The organism is Ligilactobacillus ceti DSM 22408 (assembly GCF_000423245.1).
In the GTDB taxonomy this organism is placed as follows: Bacteria; Bacillota; Bacilli; order Lactobacillales; family Lactobacillaceae; genus Ligilactobacillus; species Ligilactobacillus ceti.
The window spans coordinates 58,700-83,199 of the sequence record NZ_AUHP01000012.1; the positions used below are offsets into that span (position 1 = coordinate 58,700).

Annotated in this window: 16 protein-coding genes; all 16 read right to left on the bottom strand. The window is 32.8% G+C overall.

Features of this window, described 5'->3' with window-relative positions; translation table 11 throughout:
- Window positions 1-30: 30 nt before the first annotated feature.
- The 16 genes from addA to G540_RS0100835 all read right to left on the bottom strand — a co-directional run bounded on the left by addA (window position 31) and on the right by G540_RS0100835 (window position 24,492).
- Window positions 31-3,843, bottom strand: a complete 3,813-nt coding sequence (addA, locus tag G540_RS0100760; protein WP_027106434.1) for a helicase-exonuclease AddAB subunit AddA — start codon at window positions 3,841-3,843, stop codon at window positions 31-33.
- Complete coding sequence (locus tag G540_RS0100765; RefSeq protein ID WP_027106435.1) at window positions 3,843-7,427, bottom strand: PD-(D/E)XK nuclease family protein; 3,585 nt, start codon at window positions 7,425-7,427, stop codon at window positions 3,843-3,845. The genes addA and G540_RS0100765 overlap by 1 nt, the downstream gene beginning before the upstream one ends.
- 103 nt (window positions 7,428-7,530) lie before the next feature.
- Window positions 7,531-8,853, bottom strand: a complete 1,323-nt coding sequence (locus G540_RS0100770) for a C1 family peptidase (protein WP_027106436.1) — start codon at window positions 8,851-8,853, stop codon at window positions 7,531-7,533.
- A 111-nt stretch (window positions 8,854-8,964) separates the two neighbouring features.
- Complete coding sequence (locus tag G540_RS0100775; protein ID WP_027106437.1) at window positions 8,965-9,930, bottom strand: ribose-phosphate diphosphokinase; 966 nt, start codon at window positions 9,928-9,930, stop codon at window positions 8,965-8,967.
- Between the two features lie 219 nt (window positions 9,931-10,149).
- The gene (locus G540_RS0100780; RefSeq protein WP_027106438.1) at window positions 10,150-11,397 is read right to left on the bottom strand and encodes a glutamate-5-semialdehyde dehydrogenase; all 1,248 of its coding nucleotides are present in this window, start codon (window positions 11,395-11,397) and stop codon (window positions 10,150-10,152) included.
- Between the two features lie 12 nt (window positions 11,398-11,409).
- Entirely contained in the window at window positions 11,410-12,216 is an 807-nt protein-coding gene (gene proB / locus G540_RS0100785; protein ID WP_035463439.1) for a glutamate 5-kinase, read from the bottom strand.
- A 111-nt stretch (window positions 12,217-12,327) separates the two neighbouring features.
- A complete protein-coding gene (locus G540_RS0100790; protein ID WP_027106440.1) occupies window positions 12,328-12,759 on the bottom strand; it encodes a hypothetical protein in 432 nt (143 codons plus the stop codon).
- A 250-nt stretch (window positions 12,760-13,009) separates the two neighbouring features.
- A complete protein-coding gene (locus tag G540_RS0100795; protein ID WP_035463441.1) occupies window positions 13,010-13,834 on the bottom strand; it encodes a phosphoenolpyruvate hydrolase family protein in 825 nt (274 codons plus the stop codon).
- 24 nt (window positions 13,835-13,858) lie between these two features.
- Entirely contained in the window at window positions 13,859-15,061 is a 1,203-nt protein-coding gene (locus G540_RS0100800) for a phosphoenolpyruvate hydrolase family protein (protein WP_027106442.1), read from the bottom strand.
- 615 nt (window positions 15,062-15,676) lie between these two features.
- Window positions 15,677-16,963, bottom strand: coding sequence for an NCS2 family permease (locus G540_RS0100805; RefSeq protein WP_027106443.1), 1,287 nt, complete (start codon window positions 16,961-16,963; stop codon window positions 15,677-15,679).
- A 1-nt stretch (window position 16,964) separates the two neighbouring features.
- Window positions 16,965-18,245 carry a NupC/NupG family nucleoside CNT transporter gene (locus G540_RS0100810; RefSeq protein WP_027106444.1) on the bottom strand — a complete coding sequence of 427 codons (1,281 nt, stop codon included), beginning with the start codon at window positions 18,243-18,245 and terminating at the stop codon, window positions 16,965-16,967.
- A 533-nt stretch (window positions 18,246-18,778) separates the two neighbouring features.
- Window positions 18,779-20,446: an FAD-dependent oxidoreductase gene (locus G540_RS0100815; protein WP_027106445.1), complete on the bottom strand. Its 1,668-nt coding sequence runs from the start codon at window positions 20,444-20,446 to the stop codon at window positions 18,779-18,781.
- Between the two features lie 38 nt (window positions 20,447-20,484).
- Window positions 20,485-20,802 carry a rhodanese-like domain-containing protein gene (locus G540_RS0100820; RefSeq protein WP_027106446.1) on the bottom strand — a complete coding sequence of 106 codons (318 nt, stop codon included), beginning with the start codon at window positions 20,800-20,802 and terminating at the stop codon, window positions 20,485-20,487.
- Between the two features lie 95 nt (window positions 20,803-20,897).
- The gene (locus tag G540_RS0100825; protein ID WP_027106447.1) at window positions 20,898-21,845 is read right to left on the bottom strand and encodes a restriction endonuclease subunit S domain-containing protein; all 948 of its coding nucleotides are present in this window, start codon (window positions 21,843-21,845) and stop codon (window positions 20,898-20,900) included.
- Window positions 21,838-23,430, bottom strand: a complete 1,593-nt coding sequence (locus G540_RS0100830) for a type I restriction-modification system subunit M (protein WP_027106448.1) — start codon at window positions 23,428-23,430, stop codon at window positions 21,838-21,840. Before G540_RS0100830 ends, G540_RS0100825 begins: the two co-directional genes overlap by 8 nt.
- Before the next feature lie 243 nt (window positions 23,431-23,673).
- Window positions 23,674-24,492, bottom strand: a complete 819-nt coding sequence (locus G540_RS0100835; protein WP_027106449.1) for a two-component system regulatory protein YycI — start codon at window positions 24,490-24,492, stop codon at window positions 23,674-23,676.
- Window positions 24,493-24,500 lie beyond the last annotated feature (8 nt).

Sequence of the window (24,500 nt, forward strand, 5' to 3'; positions counted from 1 at the left end):
TCTGCATGTCATATTGTAACATGTTTTAAATTAATTTAATTCAACTAAAGCACCAACTTCAACTAAATATAAATATTTATGTGTGATTTCGCGTTTTAAAATACGCTCCAAAGCAATGGCATATAAATCTAATTGACCTTGATAACGTTCCTTTAATTGTTGAATCGATTCTTCTTTAGTTTGAAACTGGTCATCACGAACATAATTAGTTTTATAATCAAATAAAATAACTTTATCATCTAATACTAAATAACCATCAATCACACCATGAACTAAAATGGGAGCTGTTTGTTGGGCAGAAACCCCGGCAAATAATTTATGTGCGGGATAAAGTAACGAAAACGGAACTTCACGATAAACATGGTCAGCATGTGCTTGAATTTCGCGACCAAAATCACTCGCAAAAAAGTCAACTACTGCTTGGCAATCAACTTTTTGCGCTACTTCTGACGTAATAAATCCTTTGTGAACTTCACTCGTTAATAAATCTTGTACTACATCTAAAGTTATAGGTTGATTTAAAGGAACTTTTTGGAATAACAAGTGCATTGCCGAACCAACTTGTGCTGCTGAAACAGTCGTAGTAGTTGTCATAAATTTTGGCAGACCCAAATCTTCTTTAACATAACGATTTACGGCTTGTAACTGATCGGCTTGATATTGCAACTCAATTTGCGGTAATTGTGTTATATCAGGATCAGTCATTAATTGACTAATTTCAGAAACAGCTTGATATGCCGTTGTTTTAGTTAAGGCTGCTTGCGGATATTGTGCATGCAACATCCGATCAACATAATTTTTAGCTTCAGCAGATAGTTTCTCTGTTGTTTCGGACTGAGATTTAACTAAGTTTTTAATTTTTTCTTTTTGTTCCTTTAACCAAGTTTGAATATCTAAAGGTTGTTTCGTTTCTAAAGTAGCTAAAGTGTCTGGTGTACTCAAAACCACTTTAAAATCAGCTTGATTTTCTTTTAAATAAGCCGGTTGATAATAATCACTCGTCCGCTGAATCCCACTTTGATCAAATTGTGAACTACGGATTAAACTCATCCCAATCCAACTCATTAAATTTTTAGCATTTTTTCTTAAACTAGCGTTATACACTAAAGTTTGATCATTAGCGCTTTTTTCCCATTCAGCTAACATTGCTTCTTGACTATCATACGCCCCAACAATTAATAATCTTTGCTCAGCACGCGTCAAAGCTACATACAATTTACGCATTTCTTCTGCAGCATTTTTTTGCCGCGTCCGTTCTAAAATCACATCATATAACAATGTTTTACGTTTAATTCTTTGTTGTAAATTCAAAAGGTTAATCCCAACACCATATTTATTATCTAAAACAAGCGGTCCTTTCAAATCTTGTTTATTAAATCCACTTGTTGTGTCTAATAAAAACACCACCGGAAATTCAAGCCCTTTACTACCATGAATTGTCATAACTTGCACAGCATTATTTTGAGCATTAATTTTTGCTGCGGAAAGATCTTCTTTTCCTTCTAAATTCGCAATAAACTTCACAAACTGGAATAGTCCTTTAAAACTGGTTTTTTCATAAACAGTTGCTCGTTCATACAATGCATGTAAATTAGCTTGCCGTTGTTTACCACCAGGCATTCCACCAACATAATCTAACAAACCAGTTTGATTATATATTTCCCAAATTAAGGTCGCTAATTTATTTTGCCGCGCAATCGTTCGGAAGCGATCTAATTCAGCTAAAAAATTGGTGATTTTTGGATATAATTTTTGGGCTAAAACGCTCGCTTTATTTTCTTGATATTCATTCACAAACGCTTGTAAAGCTTGATAATAATCACCCATCTGATCATTAATTCTCAAATAAGCTAATTCATTTTCTTTTAATCCAACAATTGGTGAACGTAAAACTGCGACTAATGGAATATCTTGATAAGGATTATCAATAATCTTCAAATAAGAAACCATCATTTGTAATTCAGTTGTTTGAAAATAATTATCTGTATCATTCACATCTAAAGGAATCCCAAATTGTTGAAACTTATCTGTTAATAATAAGTTATTCTTTTTCGCAGCAACTAAAATAACAATATCGCGATATTCAATAGGACGCATAATTTTTTGTTCACGATCATAAATCATTTCTTGATTAGCAATCATTTGTTTAATCCGTTGCGCAACCGTTAAAACTTGGCCTTCAATTTTACTTTGAACACTAAAATTAGCATTAAAAGGTTCTTTGAAATCCCCAGGAAGCGTATTATCAGTTGTCCGTTCTGCTTTATTGTCCAAATAAATTAAAACTTCTGTGGGTTGTTGTGTTTCTTCAGGATAATATTTCGCACCAAAAGCTAAGCGCGCCACTTCATCATAAACCATTTCACCAACTTGCGAATTCATAATTTGTGAAAAAATCAAATTCGTAAATTCAGTCACATTTTGAACAGAGCGAAAATTCTCTGCTAAAATAATTCGTTCATCAGGTTGATCAGGTTCAGCATATTTTTGATATTTACCTAAGAATAAAGTCGGATCTGCTAAACGGAAACCATAAATTGATTGTTTAACATCACCAACCATAAAAACATTCCCTGGATTTTTTTTCGCTAAAGCCATTAAAATAGCTTCTTGTAAAGCGTTCGTATCTTGATATTCATCAATCATAATTTCTTGATAATTATCTTGTAACACTTGTTGAATTTGTTGTGCTTGATCATTATTTGTTGTTAAAATTTCTAAACTTAAACGTTCTAAATCATTAAAATCCAACATATGTCGTTGTTGTTTTTCATTTGCATATGCACGCGCAAAATTTTGCACTACTTCACTTAATTTTTGTACAATCGGATGCGCTGCTTGTAAAGTCGTTTTGATTTGTTCTTCATCCAACAAAAACCAACTTTCAGATAATTTTTTCAATTGATCTTTAACACCAGCAACTAAACCGTTAATTTGTTTTTTCACAATTTCATCTTCAGGTGTTAAATCAGCTTTCTTGGGATACCCTGATAAAGTCACGAATTTAACTTGCAACGCTTGGCGAATTCCATCCCATGAACCACCTAATTGATTACGACAAGCTGTAATTAACTCAAGATCTTTTTCAATCTTAGCGGCAACTTTGTCAAAACCATAAGAAAAAGCTTGTTGATAAGCTTGTTGTAAATTTTCTTGAGCTAAAAGAAGTTCATTTTTTAAAATTGGTAAAATATTCTCAGTAAATAATGGTGTTTTAGTCAAACTTTCTTCACTAACAGCATAAACTGAACTTAATTGTTCTAACCAAGCATTTTCATCTGGCTGCACACGTGAATAATTAAACGTTTTAAAAACAATCTCTGTTAAAGCTTCATCATCACGATCACTAGCAAAATTTAAAGTTAAAGCTTCAAACTCCTGATCATTTTGTGCATAATAACTTTCACGAACTTCTTCCCAAACTTTTTCACGTAATAATTGTTGTTCCATCGAATCAGTAATCATACGAAAATTAGGATCTAAATCAATAACATAATAATAACGTTTAATTAAATATGAACAAAAAGAATCAATAGTACTAATATTAGCAACATTCAAAGCTAGCAATTGTTCTTGATAATAACGTTTTTGATTTTGATCATTAGTCAACTTCAATTCTTGCCGCAACTCGGCTTGAATTCTTTCTTTCATTTCTCGGGCAGCTGCATCTGTAAAAGTTACAACTAATAAATCATTTAAACTAATCCCACTTTTAATTTTTTCAATTACACGTTGTACCAAAACACGTGTTTTTCCAGAACCAGCTGAAGCTGCAACTAAAATATTTTTCCCACTATCATACACAGCTTGTTCTTGTGCTGGTGTTAAAGTGATTTTCGCCATTATTCTCCCTCCTCTTGCTCGACTGAAATTGCTTTTAAAATTTCCGACTTAGCTAACTTTTCAACATCACGATAGTGATTATCAGGTAGCAATTCATCAAATTGCATAATTGCTTTATATTCAGAATATTGCAAAGCTGTTTCTTGATCAGAATAGCGAATTGGATTCAAAGCATTTTCACCGGCAAAAATCGCTTCCCCAGCTGCTTTAATTAATTGTTCATTATGATATAGCAATAATTCTAATTCTTCTTGAGTAATTAAATTGGTTAAATTTTTATTGTATTGATCTTTTTTAGTTAAACCAACTTGATAAATATCAGAACTCGCTCCCGGCTCTAATTGATCATCTAAATTAGCTAAAAGTTCCCGATCATCCAGTAAAATCCCTTTTAATTTATGTTCTTTAAATAAAATTTGTGCCGCTTGGCTTAAATCACCTTTCAAATCTTTATAATTTAAAACAGGATCGACAATCTGCATATATAATGCTCCAGCCGGTAAAATTTCCTTCTTGGTTGCTGGCTGTTTAATTAATTTATTAGCATTATTCAATAAAGCTTGTAAATAAGTTAACATCTGCATACTTGTGCCATAATAAGCTTTTAAATATTCAAATTTTTTAGCACTCGATTTATAATCTACTAAGCCAATATATGTTTTATCCGGTAAACTAATTTGATCAACCCGGTCAATAATTCCCCGAACTGCAATTTTATTTTTCGAACCAATAGGATACACTAACGGAGCTAATCCTTCTTTGCTGCCGTGATGTCCAAATAAAACTTCTGTTCCAATAGTTTTTAAATTTTTAGAAACTTGCCGTTGGCGGTGCATTACCCAACCCATATGTTGAATGGTTGCTTGTAATTGCCGACTAATAAATTTCATACGCGCTGTAGATTGTAAAATTTGGAATTGTGGTTCTTGTAAAATCTCAGTCATAACTTGATTCAAATATTGTAAATATTCTTTTTCAGTAACATTTTTAATATCTTGATTACTTTGGGCTAATTTATTAAATAATTGTTCAAATGCTAAATGGAATAACGATCCTTTATCGGCATTCGTAAGTTCAAATACATCTCGCTCTTGCAACTTCAAACCATATTTCAAAAAATAAGCATATTGATTATTATAAAATTCTTCTAATTTCGAAATTGACGTATTCAACGTATCACCATATAACAACTTAACACTCGTCTCTGTTAAAGGTTCGGGTTGATTAGTATATTGTAAACTAGCTAATAATTTATTCATTAAATCAGCTTCTGCAGGAGTCGCGTCAGCTTGTAATTGTGCATAGACATATTGCCAAATAATCGGTAACGGCAAACCTTGTTCTTGATAATCACGCATTGTCTGAATTAAATTACTTAATGTAGTTCTTTTCGTAGTAATTAATGTTCTAACATCACCAGCTTCTTGGATTTCTTGCGACACAATTTTAATATCAATTCCAAAGAAATTGGTAATCCGTTTTAAATAAGGCGATATTTGTAAACTTTTCTCTTGATCATCATGTAAAGGATATGTCATAACCAATTCTTGTGTACTACTCATAAAAGCTTGATAAGCTACAAAACTTTCATTCGCCATTCTTTCAGCTGTACCTTCGGCTAATTGTTGGTCTGGCGCTAAATTAGGCATTAAAATATCTTTTTCTTGATCAGTTAACAATTGTTCACTTTGTTGCATACCAGGTAAAACTGTATCCACAGCCCCAATTAAAAAAGTAATTTTACGATCGTTTAATTGTGTAGTACGCATTTCTGTCACTAAAACTTCATCTAAAGTTGAAGGAACTTGACTATAAGTGGCACTTTCAAAACCAGCATTCAATAAATCTAAAAAGTCTTCCGGAATAAATGGTAAAGTTCCTAAGTTTTCAACATATTCATCTAATAAATTACAAAATACTTGCCAAACTTCTTCAACTTGTTTAGAAGCTTGCACTTCACCACTTTCTAGTGCTTGTTGTCGCCAACTACTCAATCTTTGTGGCACTTCTTCTTGTTGTAAAAATTCCATTAAAATTTGTGCTGCTTCTTTTCCGTTTTGAGCTTTTTTCAATTTAAGATAGAACGGTGGCAAAGTGTTTTTGACGTAATTTTTAATTACGTTAATTTTTTCTGCCATTTTAATTTCTTTGTCTTTTAACTCTTGATCATCTTGTGAATTAAATCGATAATACAACCAATCTTCATCACTCGTCCAAGCGTGTTGTCCTTGTAATCCGAATTTCAAAATAGTATTTTCGGCTAAATCTAAATATTCCCGATACGTGGCCACCGCATAACGTTCATCATAAGGGCTTTTAGGAATTAATAGTTCTGTTTTCAATAGTCGCATCACATCGACATATCGATAATTTGTTAAAGGAATTGTTAGTAATGCTTGTAATAACTCAACTAAAGGATGATCTGACATGCGTTTTTTTAAATCCATAAAATGCGGAATTTCATATTTTTGCAAAACAGGATCTAAAATATTTTGATATAACTCAATTTTAGGAGTTAAAATCATAAAATCTTGATAATGGTACCCTTGAATAGTAACTAATTCTTTAATTTTAGCCGCTACAAATTCCAGCTCTTGTAAGCGAGAATCAACTTGATAAATTGCTAACTTCTTATTTGGTTGTTTGATTTGTTGTAATGACAACCCATTAATCGAATTAATCCAATATTCTTCTAACGCTAATAAATTAGGTGTTTTAAAACGTTTTTGTGTTACTTGATAATTAGTGATTTTTTGACCATAACGTTTGGCCGCTTGTGTTAATTGCCAATAAGTTTTCCCTGTAACATAAAACAAATCATTCGGTTGCGGCATTTCCTTAATCCAAGGTTTATCCAAAACTAAAGAAACTTTGACATGCGCTCCTTGTTCTAACAAGACGTGAATTAATTTCATTTCTTGCGCGGTAAAATTGGTCATTTGATCTAAAATAAAATAATAATCATGCAAATCTTGTTGTTTTAAATAACTCGTTAATAACTGTAAAATATCATTATTATCAAGGTATTTATTAAAAATAAACTTTTCAAATTCACGATATACAAGTTGCAAATCTTTTAACTTTGCTTTTAAAATTTGTTCTTTAGCACTGCCGGTTTCCGGTATTTGCTGTTCTAAAACTTGTAACGCTTGACTATCAACATTACCATCTTTTAATTCCAACATTTGTGTCACAAGTTTTTCCACAAACCCAGCTTGATTCTTCTCACCTTTAAAGATTGTTAATTCATCATGATGATCACGCAAAATTCTTTGTACAATCATTTGCAAACCCGCTTGACTAATTCTTGGTAAATAATATGCCGGTTCATTTTTCAAAAAATACCAAGCTAATCGGGTTAAAGAATAAATTTGAACTTGATTAGCTGCAAAAATTTCATGTGTAGGTTGGTCAATTTTACGTAACTCATCTAAAACTTTAACTTCAGCTCCAAATTTAATATGATCCGGTACAATATAGAAAAACTGACTATTTGGCTTTTCTTGCATTAAAGTATGTAATTGATTTCTTAATTCAGCTTGATGATCACAGCTAGCAGTTCCTAAGATAAAATCTAAAGCCATAATATATATATCCCCTTTGTTTCATTTCCTTCATTTTACCACGCTTTGAACTAAAAAAATAACAGCTCAGATCTTCATCTGAGCTGTTATATACTGAATCAAATTAACGTAAAGAATCCCATGGTTCTAATTCAATCGCTGTTGCAGTTTCCCAAAGTTGAACTTGTTCAGCTGATAAATATTTCTTATTAATAATTACTTCATACATATATTTATCAAACCATTCATCGGACATAATAAAGTAGCCTTTTTCACCAATCTTATCACTCCAACTGTTTTCAACTTTCCATTTAGTTGTTTGACCATTAATTTCATCAACACCCGTAAATGTCATAGCATGTGATACTTCAGCTTCACCTGTAAGTAGGCGATCTTTTTTCGAAAATTCTAAATCCAAACCAAATAATTCATCTTGTTTAAAGTATTCACTAGCTAAAATACCTTGTTTACGATCCATATCTTTCGCAACATCACAAGCAAACCAAACTGTTTCACCAGCTTTTAATTGCGCAACCGTAGCATCTTTTAACGCTTGTGTTGTTGAAATTAAAAAGCGGTTCTTTTGTCCTTCTGGAATATAATCTTGACTTGGAAGACCGTAAACTTTACCTAATTCATGATCAGGTGCATCAGTTAAACAAACATAATCTTTTAAATCTACACCAACATATTTATCATAAAATTCTTTTGGTGTTAAATCTTGATCAATATGATAATTTTTATCATCATCACGATATTCAAAATCAAATTTTACAGGTGGTTGACCAAAGGCAAAAACTAACATGCGATAAATTTCAGTCATCATCTCATCTTTTTTAGCTGCTACTTCTTGAGCATCAATACCATATTTCTCTACTAATTCACGTAAAACTAAAGCATCTTTCTTTAATTTTAAGTTTAATGTCGCATTTAAACCTTCTGTATTATTACTATTGAAAGTTTCTGGCATGACATCTTGTGGTACAAGACCATATTTAGGTATTAAAGCTGCTGCATTAGCCCATTGACCACCATCATTATTTCCCCAATGAAGAATATCTTGTACATAACGATCTTTCAAAGGACGATCCGCTGTTTTAATAATATTATTATAAAATTGATTACTCTTTTCTAAACGATCATAAAATGAAACATAATTTTGTGAGAACTGGAAATTTTTCACTTTATATTTTTTAGCAAAATCATGACGTAAAGTATTTAAAGTAGCAAAAATCCAACAACGTCCACTCTTTTGTTGATAGGTTACATCACCAGTTTCAATTTCCACTGAATATGTCCGGTTTAATTTACGTTTAGCATCATGGTTTTCACTTGCTTCAATCACACCATTTTTTTGTGTAGCACGTGCTAAAGGATTAGCAGCTGGATATGTTGTATATTGTTCACGATAATAAGCTAATTTTTGTGGATCAATTAAATTTGTCATGCAAGAACCTTCTTTCTGAATATATTAAATCTATCTTAGCATATTTTAATCAAAAAAACACACTAACGTCGCTAACAAAAATTGCTAGAAACGTTAGTGTGTTACTTGTTTTTAAATATCTGAACTCTTATCAAATAATTCATTAACTGAATGATTATTATAAATAAGTGAGATTGCTTCACCTAATACTTCAGCTACTGAAATAGTTGTTAATTTATCAAATTTCTTTTCTTCTGGAAGACTAATTGTATCTGTTACCACAACTTCACAAAAATCAGATTTCTTCAAATCTTCAACTGAAGTTCCGGATAAGATAGCATGTGTTGCACAAGCATAAATGTCTGTTGCGCCAGCTTCTTTCAAAGTAGTTGCAGCAGTCATCATCCGATGTCCTGTATCAATCATATCGTCAACTACAATACAACGATATCCTTTAACATCACCAATTACAGCATTGTATGTTTTACCATCAACATGACGTTCATCAATAATTGCAATCGGAGCTTTTAATAATTCAGCTAAATTACGGGCACCTTTTACACTACTATGATCTGGTGCTACAACGACTACATCATGATCTAAGCCTTTTTCTTTGAAATATTTAGCTTGTTCAAAAATAGCAAAAATATGATCAACAGGAATATTAAAGAACCCTTGTAATTGCGCAGCATGTAAGTCCATCGCAATCACACGATCTACTCCAGCCATTTCGATTAAGTTTGCAATTAATTTAGCAGTAATTGGTTCTCTTGAACGCGTCTTACGATCTGCACGTGCATAACCATAGTAAGGAATAACAACATTAATTGTACCCGCACTAGAACGACGTAAAGCATCAATCATAACCATCAATTCCATAAAATTCTCATTAATTGGATCAGCGATTGATTGAATAACGTAAACATCATCACCACGAATACTTTCATTAACTTTAATTTGGATTTCACCATCACTAAAGTGTTTAATTGAAGCGTCACACAATTCAACATTCATATAATCAGCAATTTTAGCTGCTAATTCACGATTTGAATTTAAAGTAAATAACTTAATACCTGTTGTTTCTTGCTTGCGTTCCATAATATCCTCCATTTGTCTTGTGTCAACTACTCAAAATGAGCGAAGCCTAAGCCTCTTTGTAATAAAATTATTACCATTTAGTTCGCAAGTTGCTAAACGAACCGACGTTAACCGTCATTAGTCTCTTTGGCACTTATTATAACATAAGAATTTAACTCTTTTGAGCAACAATTAAAAAAAGGCTTAAATTATTTTCCAAGATAATTTAAGCCTTTTTTATTATTCACGAATCTGACCTGATCCTTGAATTAAATATTTAGTTGTCGTCAACTCACGTAACCCCATTGGTCCACGAGCATGCATTTTTTGCGTTGAAATTCCAATTTCGGCACCAAAACCAAATTCAAAACCATCTGTAAAACGTGTGGATGCATTCACATAAACACATGCAGAATCAATTTGATTTAAAAACTTTTGACTATTTTGATAATCATTCGTAATAATCGCTTCCGAATGATGCGTACTATAACGATTAATATGTTGAATAGCTTCATCAATATCACTCACAACTTTAATCGCTAAAATATAATCATTATATTCTGTTTCCCAATCTTCCGCTGTCGCTGGTTGAACTTTACCGCCTAAAATTGCTTGAACTTTTTGATCACCACGTAATAACACATGTGATGAAGCCAATTCTTCTGCAATTTTTGGTAATAATTGTGTAGCAATTTTTTCATTAATAATTAATTTTTCAGCTGAATTACATACCGATGGACGTTGACATTTTGCATTTTCAACAATTTTCACGGCCATTTTTTCATCTGCAGATTCATCAATATAAACATGACAATTACCGGCACCAGTTTCAATGACCGGTACAGTAGCATTTTTAACCACAGCTTGAATTAATTTTTTACTACCACGAGGAATCAACACACTTAAATAATCACTTAAACGCATAAATTCATTCGCTAGTTCATGTGATGTTTCCGAAATAATTTGAATAGCATCCGGATTAATCCCTGATTCTTTTAAAACATTTCTTAAAACTTCTGCTAAAACTAAGTTAGTTTGTAAGGCTTCTTTACCACCACGTAAAATAACTGTGTTTCCTGCTTTAAAACACAATGCACTCGCATCAACCGTCACATTGGGACGAGCTTCATAAATCAAACCAATCACACCTAACGGAACTCTTTGTTGTGTGATTTTCAAACCTACATGGTTCACCCACGCACGTTCGACATCTCCAATTGGATCAGCTAATTGGGCCACTTGTTGCAAACCATGTGCCATTCCCAAAATCCGTGATTCATCAATCAATAACCGATCTATAAATTTCGCCGGCATATCTTGGGCTTGCGCTAAATCAATTTGGTTAGCTGCCACAATCCGATGACTTTCTTCAATTAATTTTTGAGCCATTAAATTTAAAATTTTATTCTTTTGATCAGTCGAAAGTTGGGCAATTTCCTGAGCAGCAACTTGCGATTTTTGACCCATTAATTCCAAATCTGTTTTCATTTGATTTTCCCCTTATTTTTTAGCGAACAATGTTCCAATCGCAGCATTGTTTAAAATTTTAAAAATAATTGATGGATTCGATCCATCCGCTAAAATCATTTTTTTATTCGCCGCTAACATCATTTCAGCAGCTTTTAATTTTGTAGTCATTCCACCTGTACCTAAATTCGTTCCACTACCTTCAGCAGCTTGGTAAGTTTGCTCATTAATTTCATTAATTTCAGTAATTAATTGTGCATCACTATATTTTTGCGGATTTTTATTATAAAACCCTGCAATATCTGACAACATAACTAATAAATCAGCATTAATTGCTGTTGCCACAATCGCTGACAATTGATCATTATCACCAAACTTCGTAATATGATCTAATTCAGCTACCGCCACCGTATCATTTTCATTAACAATTGGAATAACTCCCCACGAAAGTAAAGTATCAAAAGTATTTAAGACATTTGCTCGACTATGAGGATAATCTAAAACATCATGTGTTAATAAAACTTGACTAATTTTTTGTCCATATAAAGAAAAACGTTGTTGATAAACAGCCATCAATTGACTTTGTCCAATAGCTGCCAATGCTTGTTGTTCTGGGATTGATTGGGGTCGTTGTGTCAAGCGAAGTTGGCCCATCCCTACGCCGATCGCGCCGGATGATACTAAAACAATTTCTTTTCCTTCATTAACTAATCCACTTAATGTATAACTAAGTTGATCAATCGCTTGTAAATTAAACAAACCATTCGCATGTGTTAGCGAACTTGTTCCAACTTTCACAACAATTCGTTTAGCTTGTTGTAAATTTCTTTCCAATCCCATATGGCACCTCAATTTCACTTTTTTATAATAGTGTTATTCTACAACCATCATTCGAATTTGAAAAGAAAAAAGAAGTGAATTATTGATTATTTAAACCAATAATCCTCTTCTTTATAAATTCTTTAAAAGATCTAAGTCAATTATTTCCATAACAACATGAACAACTAGTATAATCAGACATTCAATAAAAATAGTATTAAATACTATTATTAACCCCCGAGTAACTGAACTAACAACTTCAGGTGGTGTCGGTTTTGGGTATTTCGGTATTTTTTGTTCTTTGTTCGGTGGGATAATTTCAATTTCTGCGACTTTATTTTTCACAAAATAACCATTAACTCCCCAATGCTTATCAATTATGACTAATAAAGTTATCACGGCTGCATAAACAACTAAAACCCAAAATTCAAAAAGAATCCAAAAATCTAATTCTCCCGCTAAATATCCTTTATAATTTCCTAGTAAGAAAAAAATTAATAAACTATAGGAAATTAAAATTAAGCTTTTTTGTTTATCCCGACGTAAATATTCTAAAATCAACATTATTCCCTCCTCTCAAAAAATAATGAAAACCCTATCATATTCCATTTTAGCGTACTTTATTTTTAAATTCCATGAATATTATTATTTTTAAATATTTAAACTGGTTTTCTCATTTTTTAAATTTTATATAAAAAAATAAATATTTTACAAATCGCGTGTAACCATTGGTATATCAACTTTCCTGAATGTTTCACGTGAAACAAAATAAAACAGCTCGTTATCAGTGACGAGCTGTTTTATTAACTATTTTCTAATGTAACATTTCTAATTCTTTTTCGATATCTTTTTGATGAGCTAAACTTTCATCCGCAAATGTTGTGAAAAAGCCTGCTAATTCAGGTGTTTTTTCTTTTAAATATACTAAATCTTGTTCATTTAAAACAGTTCCTCCATGACACAAAATTAACGTTTGTGGTTTAATTTTATGCACGACTTTAATAATTTTTCTTAATTCCATTAAACAAGTTTGACGAATTTGAGCCTGTTGTGTGCCAATCGCTAATTGTGATTTCAAACCAAAATGCACAACAATAATATCCGCACCAGCATGTACCATTTTTTGCGCTTGATCACTATCAAAAACATACGGCACCGTTAACAAACCTTGCTCATGAGCTTTTCTAATCATTTTCACTTCTAAATCATAACCCATGCCTGTACTTTCTAACGTTCTCCGAAATGTACCATCAATAATTCCGACTGTCGGATAATTTTGCACACCAATAAAACCTTGTTTTTTAACTTCTTGCAAATGTTGTTCCATTACTTTATATGGATCTGTACCACAAACACCTGCTAAAACTGGTACATCCGGCACAATCGGTAAAACTTCTTTTCCAGCTGCCAGAACTTGTAAATTAGCATCTCCATAAGATAACAAATCTGCAAAGCCCCCTGTATTAGAGCGGCGATAACTTCCTGAATTATAGACAACTAAAAAATCTGCATCACTCACTTCACATGTTTTTGCAGTAATAGCTGTTCCCACACCTGCACTCAAAACATTTTCTTGATTTTGACTTTTTTTGTGTAATTTAGCTAATAATTCAGTTGCTTGAATTGAATTTAATTCCATTCGAAAAACCCCGATTTCACTTTATTAAGATACAATTTGGATTTTTGTTTGCCGATATTTCTTCGGCGCAATATCCATATGTTTTCTAAAAATTTTATTGAACTGCGCATAATCAGTATATCCAACCATTGTCGCGATTTCTGTTAACTGTAATTCTTCATGGCGCATTAATTCAACGGCTTTATTAATCCGATATTTCACAAGATAATCAGTAAAAGTAATACCCATTTTACGTTTAAATAAAACACTTAAATAACATGGTGACAAATGAGCTAACTTAGCTAATTCACGCATATGAATTGATAACGAATAATTTTCTTGAACATATCGACGGACAAAATCAACAGGATCATCATATTGACTAGCACCTTCTAACATTTCTGCAGTTAGATCGTCATTATGTGTCCGGTCAGCACGTTTGAAATCTTGAATTCGTTTCATAAATTGATCAGTTGTTCCTAATTGTTCAAAATTAGCTCCACCAACAAATCCACTTAAACTAGCAACATGATTATGCAAATAACGTACTTCTGTCACGCTGTTAATTGGTCCACCATAAATCATTAAAATACTTTGACTTTTACGTTTCTTCAATTCAACACTCACACGGCGAACTAATTCTAAAATATGCTCTAAAGAATCACGATGTTTAGCTGTTGTTTCTTCATTAGGTGCTAAACCTAAATGTAAGCAAATAATATCTGCTTTTGCTTCATTCATTTGTAATGCACTTAATAAATCTGTTGCAAAACCAAATGTAACTAAACCTTTTTTATTAGCTTCTCGAATTAAGTTTAATTCACGTGCATAACCTAACCCATTTTCTTCTAAAGCTTTTCTAAAATTACCATCAATTAATGACACAGTAGGATAGTTAGCCACCCCTGTATAACCTTTAACTTGAAGTTCATTTAAAAATTCATCCATTTTCAAAGTTGGATCAGTCGCATTAACACCTAACATTAATGGTGTATATCCAGTAATAGGATGAATTTCACTATCAGAGAATTCTAAAGTATGTTGATTACTATTTTTAAATGGTAAAAAACTTCCAATTGGACTACGCCCCATTTGACGTAATTTACCTGAATTCAATGCTAAAATAAAATCTGCTCCCCCATCAACTGCACAACGAGCACTAATCCCGGTTGCTGTTTCTACTCCCAATAAATAATTTCCAGCCTGTGTCTGGCGCTGCAAGGTAGTAATGAATTTCTTCTTATCCACTTTGCTTCCTCCTCAATTTTTTGTCTTAATTACATTTCATTCTTTTTTCCTACACTTCGCGTTAATTTTCGGTTTTTATTACTTCTCCCCTAACCGAGATCTTTTGATTTCGTAAAAAGAAGCAGTTTTTTTATGAAACTGCTTCTTTTACTTCTCATAATTAGACCAATTACGAAGTTTGCTCTCTAATAATTTAACATAAAATAAAAGCGTTTTCAATTTTTATTTTTAAAAAGCAGAAGAACCTTGATATATCAAGGTTCTTCTTAAATTAAATAAAAATTATACATTGCGCAAAACCTTTTATAAAAAAATAATTACTAGTAACAAAAAACAGATATAAAACTATACCAATTTTAGGTTTTGTTATTCAAATTTATTATTTTTTATCTAGTCGATATATTAACTAAGCAAACAATTAGATTTATTGATTTAAAAAACATGTTTTTCGGTACTTTTAACATGGAATTCACGACTTTTATTTCTGATCACGGGTTCGTTTTTTAGAAATTAACGAACATTAAGGTTTTACGACCATGAAATAATTAAGTTTTATTCCAATAAAAAAAGAAGTTCTTTTGTCTAAAAACAAAAGAACTTCTATCAGACCAATTTCTATAAAAAGACCGCATCACAAATTAATTGCAATAAAAATAACGCTGCTAAAATATACAAAGTCCCACTAACTTTTTTAGTTTGACCAACTGCAATTTTAGCAAGTGGATATGCAACGAAACCAAATGCTAATCCTGTAGAAATTGAACCCGTTAAAGGTATTAACACCGTAATTAAAAACGCTGGGAACCAATCAGAAAAATCACCAAAATTAATCGATTGTAAAGCTCCCATCATTAAAGCACCTGTAATAATAATCACAGGAGCAATCGCTGCTTCAGGAACATAACTTAATAACGGAATAAATAATAACGAAATCAAGAATAATGACCCCGCTGTTAATGACATAACACCAGTCCGACCTCCCGATTCAATCCCGGAAGCACTTTCTGCTGCTGCAACAGTTGGACTTGTTCCTAAGAAACCAGACATAAAGGTACACATCGCACTTGCTTGATAAGCACGTTTAAATTGACTTTTTTCAGGTAACAAACCTTCTAATAAGCCCATTGATTCAAAAACCAAAATCATGGTCATTGAAAAAACAGCTAACAAGAACTTCAATGTAAATAAACTACTAAAATCACCTTTAAACATAATGCTTGGATATTGCGCCAGATGAGCTAACGATACACTCATTCCTGATTGTTGTTGTCCAATATCAAACACAACACCTAAAACACTTGTTAAAATAATCCCAATAATAAATCCACCAGGTGTTTTTCTTAAAAACAAAATTAATGTTACTACTAAGCCAAATAATGCTAATAAAACAGTAGGCGAACTAAGATCACCGATCGCTAATAAAGAACGAGATCCGCCTTGTTGAATTAAATGTGCTTTTTCCAAACCAATGGTAACTAAAAATAATCCAATCCCTGCTGTAATCCCAGCTTTTAAAGAACCTGGAATAGCTTGAGAAAAAATCGTACTTAATTTAGTAAATGCAATAATTAAATATAAAACACTTGAAATAATTGAAATAGCAATTGCTTGTTGCCAAGTCAATTCCATCGCAACTACTAAAGTGTATGTGAAAAAGGCATTAACTCCCATTCCGGGTGTCATAATAATCGGCGCATCTGCCCAACGCCACATTAATAAACATCCCAAAGCTGAAGAGAAAATCGTAGCAAAAACGCTGAGGTCCGCAGGGATCCCAGCGTTTGCTAGTATCATTGGATTAACAATGATGATGTAAGAAATTGCAAAGAATCCGGTGATTCCTGCGATAATTTCTGTTTTGTAATCAATTCTTTTTGTCTTATGACTACTTTTAAAACTCATTTTACCAGACGAACAAACCTACTGTTGCGGCAGATAATAATGATACTAAAACACCAGATAATAACATGTAACCAACATTACGTGAAATTTCGTTGTTCTTTTCATCGTCAACAAGACCTTTGAAACAACCAATAATCATACCTAATGTTGAGAAGTTAGCAAATGATGTGATGAAGACTGTTAATACAGCACGGTAGTGGTTTGAGAATGCAGCTGTGCGAATTGTATCTTTAACCATACCCATAACAACGAATTCATTTGTAACTAACTTCATACCCATGTATTGAGCAAACTTGAATGCATCGTGAACTGGAAGACCTGTTAACCATGCAAATGGGAATAAGAAGACACCTAAAATACTTTCTAATGAAAGTGGTGACCAAATCATACCTAATAATTTGTTAATTAAAGCAGCTAAAGATACGAATGCAATAACGTTAGCAACGATAATTAAAATTAATTTACCAGAACCTAAAATTGAGTTACCTAAGAATGAGAAGAATGGTTCGCGAGCTGGTTTTGCAGGCATTTCTGCACCAGGAGCGAAACGTTTTGCGTTTTCTTCAATATTTGCTTCAGCTTCATTTTGTGCTGAACCGCCCATTGTTACAATTACATCATCTTCAGGAGCAACTTTAACTGGGTTTAACATTGATGTTACGATTAAAGCATTAATAATGTTAATTGGAACAGCTGTTAAAATTAAATCAGCTGGCATCATTTGTGTATATGCCCCTAAAATAGAAGCTGTAATACATGACATTGACATCATAGCTAATGTAACGTTACGTTTTGCAGACATTTGACGTAATTGTAAACCAGAAATAGCTAAAGCTTCTGTGTTACCTAAGAACATCATTTCAACTGCGAAGAATGATTCAAATTTTGGTTGGCCTGTTAATTTTGAAAGACCAAAACCGATCCATTTAATGATCCATGGTAAAACACCAATATATGTTAAGATATCAAACATTGGAACGATCATTAAGATTGGAAGTAACGCAGCAGCAACGAAGTTAATTGGTTGGTTATCTGGCATCCAGTTTGGTAATGCAAACTTAATACCTTCAAATGAAACCTCGACTAACGCATTGAAACCTGCTGCAGCACCGGCAACGATATCACGTCCGATTGAGAAACTTGTTAAGAACCATGCTAAAACAAGGTTGAATACAACCATGATAGCAACTGATTTCCAGTTGATGTTTTTGCGGTCTTTTGAAAAAATAAGTCCAATTGCTAAGAATACAATAAGACCGATAATATTAACGACTAAGTACATACTCACTTAGAATTCCTCCTTATAATGTATTAATTATATAATTAAAAAATGGCGTTAATTCGCTTCCTTTTTTAACGTATTGTTAGTATAACATTTATTAATAATTTGTAAACACTACCAAAAATTGACCAATTCATTGAATTGGAATATTTTCCAAACACTAAAAAGCTATAGTTTGCCAATAACGAGCGATAAACTTCTTTTCAATCCTATGTCCACTGAATTAGTTACAAAAACACGAACATTAATCTTTTTTATTTTTTGTAAACGCACTCATTTTTTGGTCGTTATCCCCTCTTTTAAAACGGATATTCAGTTTTTTTAGATTAGTTTTATTAATCTTATAACGTTTTACTAATTATAAAATAACTTATCTTATTAAGTAAAACCATTTAATGATTAACATTCTGTTTAACACCTCTGAACTCCAGCTAGTTTCACCTCTGTAGCAATTACCGAACATTAACCTGTGAAAAACCTCAAAAAAAGATGCTATCTGAAACAAATCAGATAACATCTTAATAATATCTTGTTTAATCAAATTCAACTAATTCTGGACACATATTTTTATAAACTAAATAAGCTCCATCGATATTGCGCAATTCTTTAAATCCTTGTCCTCGTAATTGACGTTCTGCTAAATAACTCCGCAAACCACTTAAACATGCTAATAAATATTTTTTATTAGGATCTAGTTCATGACGACGTTCCCGTAATTCATCAATTGGTATATTAAGCGAACCAGGTAAATGTCCTTGTTCTTGATATTCTTGGGCGGTTCTCACATCGATAACTTCCCAACCAGCATCTAAATACTTTTTAATTTCATACCATTGAATACTTTGGGTTAATCCTTCCATCAAGTTCAAGCCCATATACCCTGCCATATTGACAATATCTTTTGCCACGCCAAATGGTGGAGCATAACTCAATTCTAATTCTGGTAATTCTGGTAATAATAAACCACTTTTAATCGCAGTTGCAATCACATCTACTCGCCGTGCGACTGCATCACCATTAACACCAAAGGCTTGGGCACCATAAATTTGTCCAGTTTCTAAATTGAAAATAACTTTTAAGGAAATTCGTGTTGCATTTGGATAATATCCCGCATGATCTAAACCAAAAGTATGCACAACGCCTACGGGTACATCACTATCTTGGAAAGCTTTTTCATTTAAGCCTGTACATGCTAAAGCATGACCGAAAGCCCCGACAATTGAAGTACCTAAGCTCCCTAAATTATGATGAGGTAAATCTCCAACAATAATATCAGCAACTTGACGACCTTGTCGATTAGCTGGTGAAGCTAATGGAATCAACGTATCATTTCCTGTAATTTGATGTTTCACAACAATGGCATCACCCACAGCGTGAATATCTTTCACATTTGTTTCATAATTATGATCAACAATAATCCCATTACCAACACCTAATTCAACACCCGCAGCTTGAGCTAATTCTGTCCGTGGACGAACCCCAGCAGCCCAAATAAAGAGATCTGTTTGTAATGTAGTACCGTCACCTAAAACAACTGTTTTTCCTTGATCTTTCATTTCTACAACCGAACTCGCTGTTTTTACATCGATTCCATTTTTAATTAACACTTGTTTCATTAAATAAGACATCTCTAAATCCATAACTGAAAGAATTTGCGGATTACGATCAATTAAAGTAACTTTAATTCCTCTTTTAGCTAAATTTTCAGCAACTTCAACACCAATAAATCCAGCCCCTAAAACAACGGCTGTTTTTACATCTTGATCTTGAATAGATGTCATAACATTTTGTAAATCCATCACATTAGTTAATGTGAAAACATTAGTTGCTTCTTTTAAACCTGGTAAGTTAAAGAAATTAGTTTGCGAACCTGTCGCAATTAATAATTTGTCATATGTATCGACAAAGCTCTCTCCTTGATGTTTCACCGTTACAGTTTTCGCAACGGGATCAATAGCTGTTACCTCATGTTCTACTAAAGCATCAATATTAAAGCGTTTTTTCAAAACAGCTGGTGTTTGTAAAATCAACTGTTCTTCTTGTGGAATCGTTTTCGATAAATGGTATGGTAAACCACAGTTGGAAAAAGAAACATATTTCCCTTTCTCGTAAACTGTAATATCCCAATCCTCCGATAAACGACGCGCTCTAGCAGCTGCAGACATACCTCCAGCTACACCACCAATAATTACTAATTTCATTAAACTAGGTCTCTCCTTTAATTAAGTTATTTATTAAGTTATTTCTTATTCCAAGCCAACATTCCACCCACAACATTATCTGCTTGATAACCAACTTGTCGTAAAATTTGAACTGCTCTCGCACTTCGTCTCCCCGAACGACAAATGATATATATTTTTTGACCTTTTAATTCAGTTAATTCTTGTGGTAAATCTAAACTAGCCACTACATCCAACGGAATATGAATCGCTCCTGGTATATGATCAGTGTGATACTCATCACTCCGGCGCACATCAATCACTGCTACTTGGGGTAGTTTTTGTGCTAATTCATCCACAGTAATTTCTGGTCGATCTTTTTTGAAAAACTTAAACAAATACAAACCACCTCCTTTAATGCTTCTTCTCACAAAAAAGCCCTACAATAAAAAGAATCCACGACTTTTTTTATTATAGGGCTTGGGTCAGCTAATTAGTGTTTCTTAACTAAAAACATTTTTTGTAAATAAGCTTGTTTATAGTCTTGTAAAACTTGAATTTTTGCTTCTTGTAATTCAACTTGACGACATAAATTAGTGAAAAACTCCCCAATTGCTTTTTGTTCAGCTACATCAGTTGGTACATAACATTTAACATGTCGGAAATTATCAACTGGTACTTTTCCGCCTTGTTCAAAACGTTGCACACTATATAAGAAATTATACGTAGCTGTTAAAGCTTGAATAAAGTGAACATCGACCCCTTCATTGACACGCATAACATGATATTTTTTAGCAACTGAACATGGTTGACTCAAGTTCAAACCACGCACACCACCTAAAAAGTCATCTCCATCATAAAGGTAATCATTTACCTCAACTTTTTGGAATTTCGCTAATTCACGATAATCAATATCTTTAATCGGTGTTAACTCTAATTTCATATCAGCTTGTAATTTAACAGCTGGATAATATTCATTTGGAACAACTGGTTGTCTTGATTCATAAAATAAAGCACTTAAATTAACTTCGCGCCATGGCTCACTAAAACCAGTTAAACGGTCTTTTGGTTGTGAACCTCCATATGTTGGAAAGAGACGTTGTAAATACCCATCTTTTAAATTACGAATAATAATCAGACGTTCTTCATTGTAACTAATCATTTTATCGATTTTAGCTAACAGTTGGACAATCCGTTGTTGTTCCCCAATTTCTTTTGGATAATAAAAAGCAATTCGTTTTTGATCTGCTTCTAATAAAGTTGGGAGCGCTTGGCCGTCTGCCGCAAAGCTATGATATCCTTGCGTCACTAAATATTCGCCTAAATAGTCGGCAAACCGCGCCGCAATTGGCGTTAACTCAGCTAAATTAAAGTTTGCAGGTTTTAATTTCCATTCATCAGAAAATTTATAAAACCGATATTTTGGCATTTTTTTAGTCATGCAAATCACCACTCTTTGTTGTATCGATTAGCTCTGCTTCTAAAGCTTTAAAATCTTGTTGAGCTTGGACTAATTCACTATCAATTTGTTCAAGTCGTTCTTTAATTTGCAATAAATCAATTTCTGGTTCTGGTTGAATTTGGCTTACATAACGCGGAATGCTTAAAATATAACCATTTTCTTTCACATCAGCGAATGTTACTAATTCTGCATAACCAGGATGTGTCACCCGGTTTTTATATGTTGTTGCAATTTTTTCAATTTCATCATCGGTTAATTTATTTTCTGTTAAACCATATTCAAATTCTTGTGATGCATCAATGAAAATAATATCATCAGTTGTTTTATTTTTCTTCAAAATCATTAAAACAGCTGGTTGTTCTGTTCCGTGGAAAATATTTTCTGGTAAACCGATTACCGCATCAATTTGATTATTTTCTAAAAGTTTTTGACGAATTTCACCTTCATTATCACCGGCAAATAACGCACTGTGTGGTAAAACAATCGCCATTGTCCCAGTTTCAGACAAATGATGTAAACCATGTTGTAAGAAGGCATATTCTGGACGATCAGCTGGAGCTAACACGCCATATTCTTGATAACGTTCATCGCGCAAACGACTAAAATCATTATCCCATTGTGCTTGAATTGGTAAATTCATCACAACCGCATCAAATTTAGATACTGGAGCAATTGGCCAATCTTTATCTAGACTATCACCGTTACGCACGTCCATGCGATCATATCCAACACCGTGCATCATCAAGTTCATACGAGCGACATTATACATAGCTGGATTCACATCTTGTCCATAATAATGTACAATTTCTGGTTCTTTGGTATGTTCACCAACTGTTAATAACAATGATCCTGAACCTAGTACGGGGTCATACAATGTAATAACTGGTTCACAATCATAATTGATAATATGTGCCATAATTTCCGCAACGGAACGTGGTGTATAAAATTCTTCTGCTTTTTTACCTGATTCACTTGCTAATTGTGCAATTAAATATTCATAAGCATCCGCTAAAAATTCACCATGGTGTCCTTCGATATTAACTTTATTTAAGGCAATAATTAATTGACCAATTGTGCGATCACGTTGTGCTTTTGTTAAACCTAATTTTGGATTATTAAAATCTAAATCAGAAAACAATCCAACAAAGGCTGGATAAGATGGTAGTTCTTTTGTTGATTCTTCTAAATCTTTAAATGCTTCCAATAAATCTTCACATTTAAATTCACGTTCTTGTGCTGATTTTGCAAAAGCACCAAAAAGATTTTCTGGTTTAATCACAAAACCTAGATTTTCACGTAGTTGATCACGGAATTGATCTTGTTCTGCACGACCTTGCACGATATTTAACGAGTGGAACATCCGAACATAAGCATCTGTCATATCACTATCAACCATCGCAAAGACGCCGGCTGCTTCTAGAGCTTGTTCTGACAAGAAACGATAAAAAATCAAGCCTAATAAATAGTTCTTATATTCTTCCGCTGTCATCTTCCCACGTAAAACGCTCGCTGCATCCCATAATGTTGATTCTAACGTTACGACTTGTGAATTTTTTTCTACCATAAAAAACCCTCATTTCCTCAATAATTGATCTGCACTAATTGGACCGTCGCCAAATGACCTCTTACTTTTTTCGGTAACGAACTAATTAATCTTATATCTCTCATTTTACCGATAATTAGAAACGATTTCAAAAAAAACCATAATTGATTACTAGTAATTTAATATCTACTTTTCGTTTTTACATTATTTCCCAGGAAATAAAACAAAAGACAACTCCTTTTTAACCAGAAGTTGTCTTTTTAATTAATTATTTAAAGTGTTACTCTCGCCCTCAACTACAGCTCCCGTAAAAGCATTAACCCGCCGATAGACTAATGTATCTGAATCAGCATTTTTGATACAAAAATTCCAAGTAGGTAAATAAATAGTATTGCCATTCACGACCAACATTTTTGTATAACCTAATTCACCCCATAAAACAGTTGAGTTACTTGGGATTTTACGATATTGATATAACCAAATCAAAGCTCGTTCTTCACTAATAGTTGTTTGTTCTTCACGTAAAGACGTTACTTGATTTAAATAACCTTGTGTATATCCATCCACATAACCATTTTTAATATTAAAACGCACCTGCCCTTGACTCGATAAAACCGGCTTGTGATATATCTTTTGCACATAGACAACTTGCGTTTTGGTGGAAAGCTCGGCAGTATATTCATACTCACTACCATGCGCGATTAATTTTTTATCTTTCATCACGCTATCTAATGTTTTTTGCGGTTCTTTTGTATCTTTAATCGGAATCATCGTCGCAAAAGTTGCTGTAATTTGTTGATTATTATAATTAATCGTTTGATAACGTAAATTTTTGCGATCTTGATCTAATTGATTATCATTCGGACTCGCTAAATAAAATCCTGTCCCTGTTTTTTTATCTAATTGACCATAATTAATTTGATCATTACGAATACTTTTTAAAATAGCTGATGTAGAAGTTTCTTGTGATGTATTCGTAGTGGATTCTACCATATCATTTTGTTTTAAATACGAAATCGTTAAAAAAATGTCTAATGCAATAAAGGCAATTAAGAAAATACGTTGGATTCTTTTGAAATTCATACTTTTCT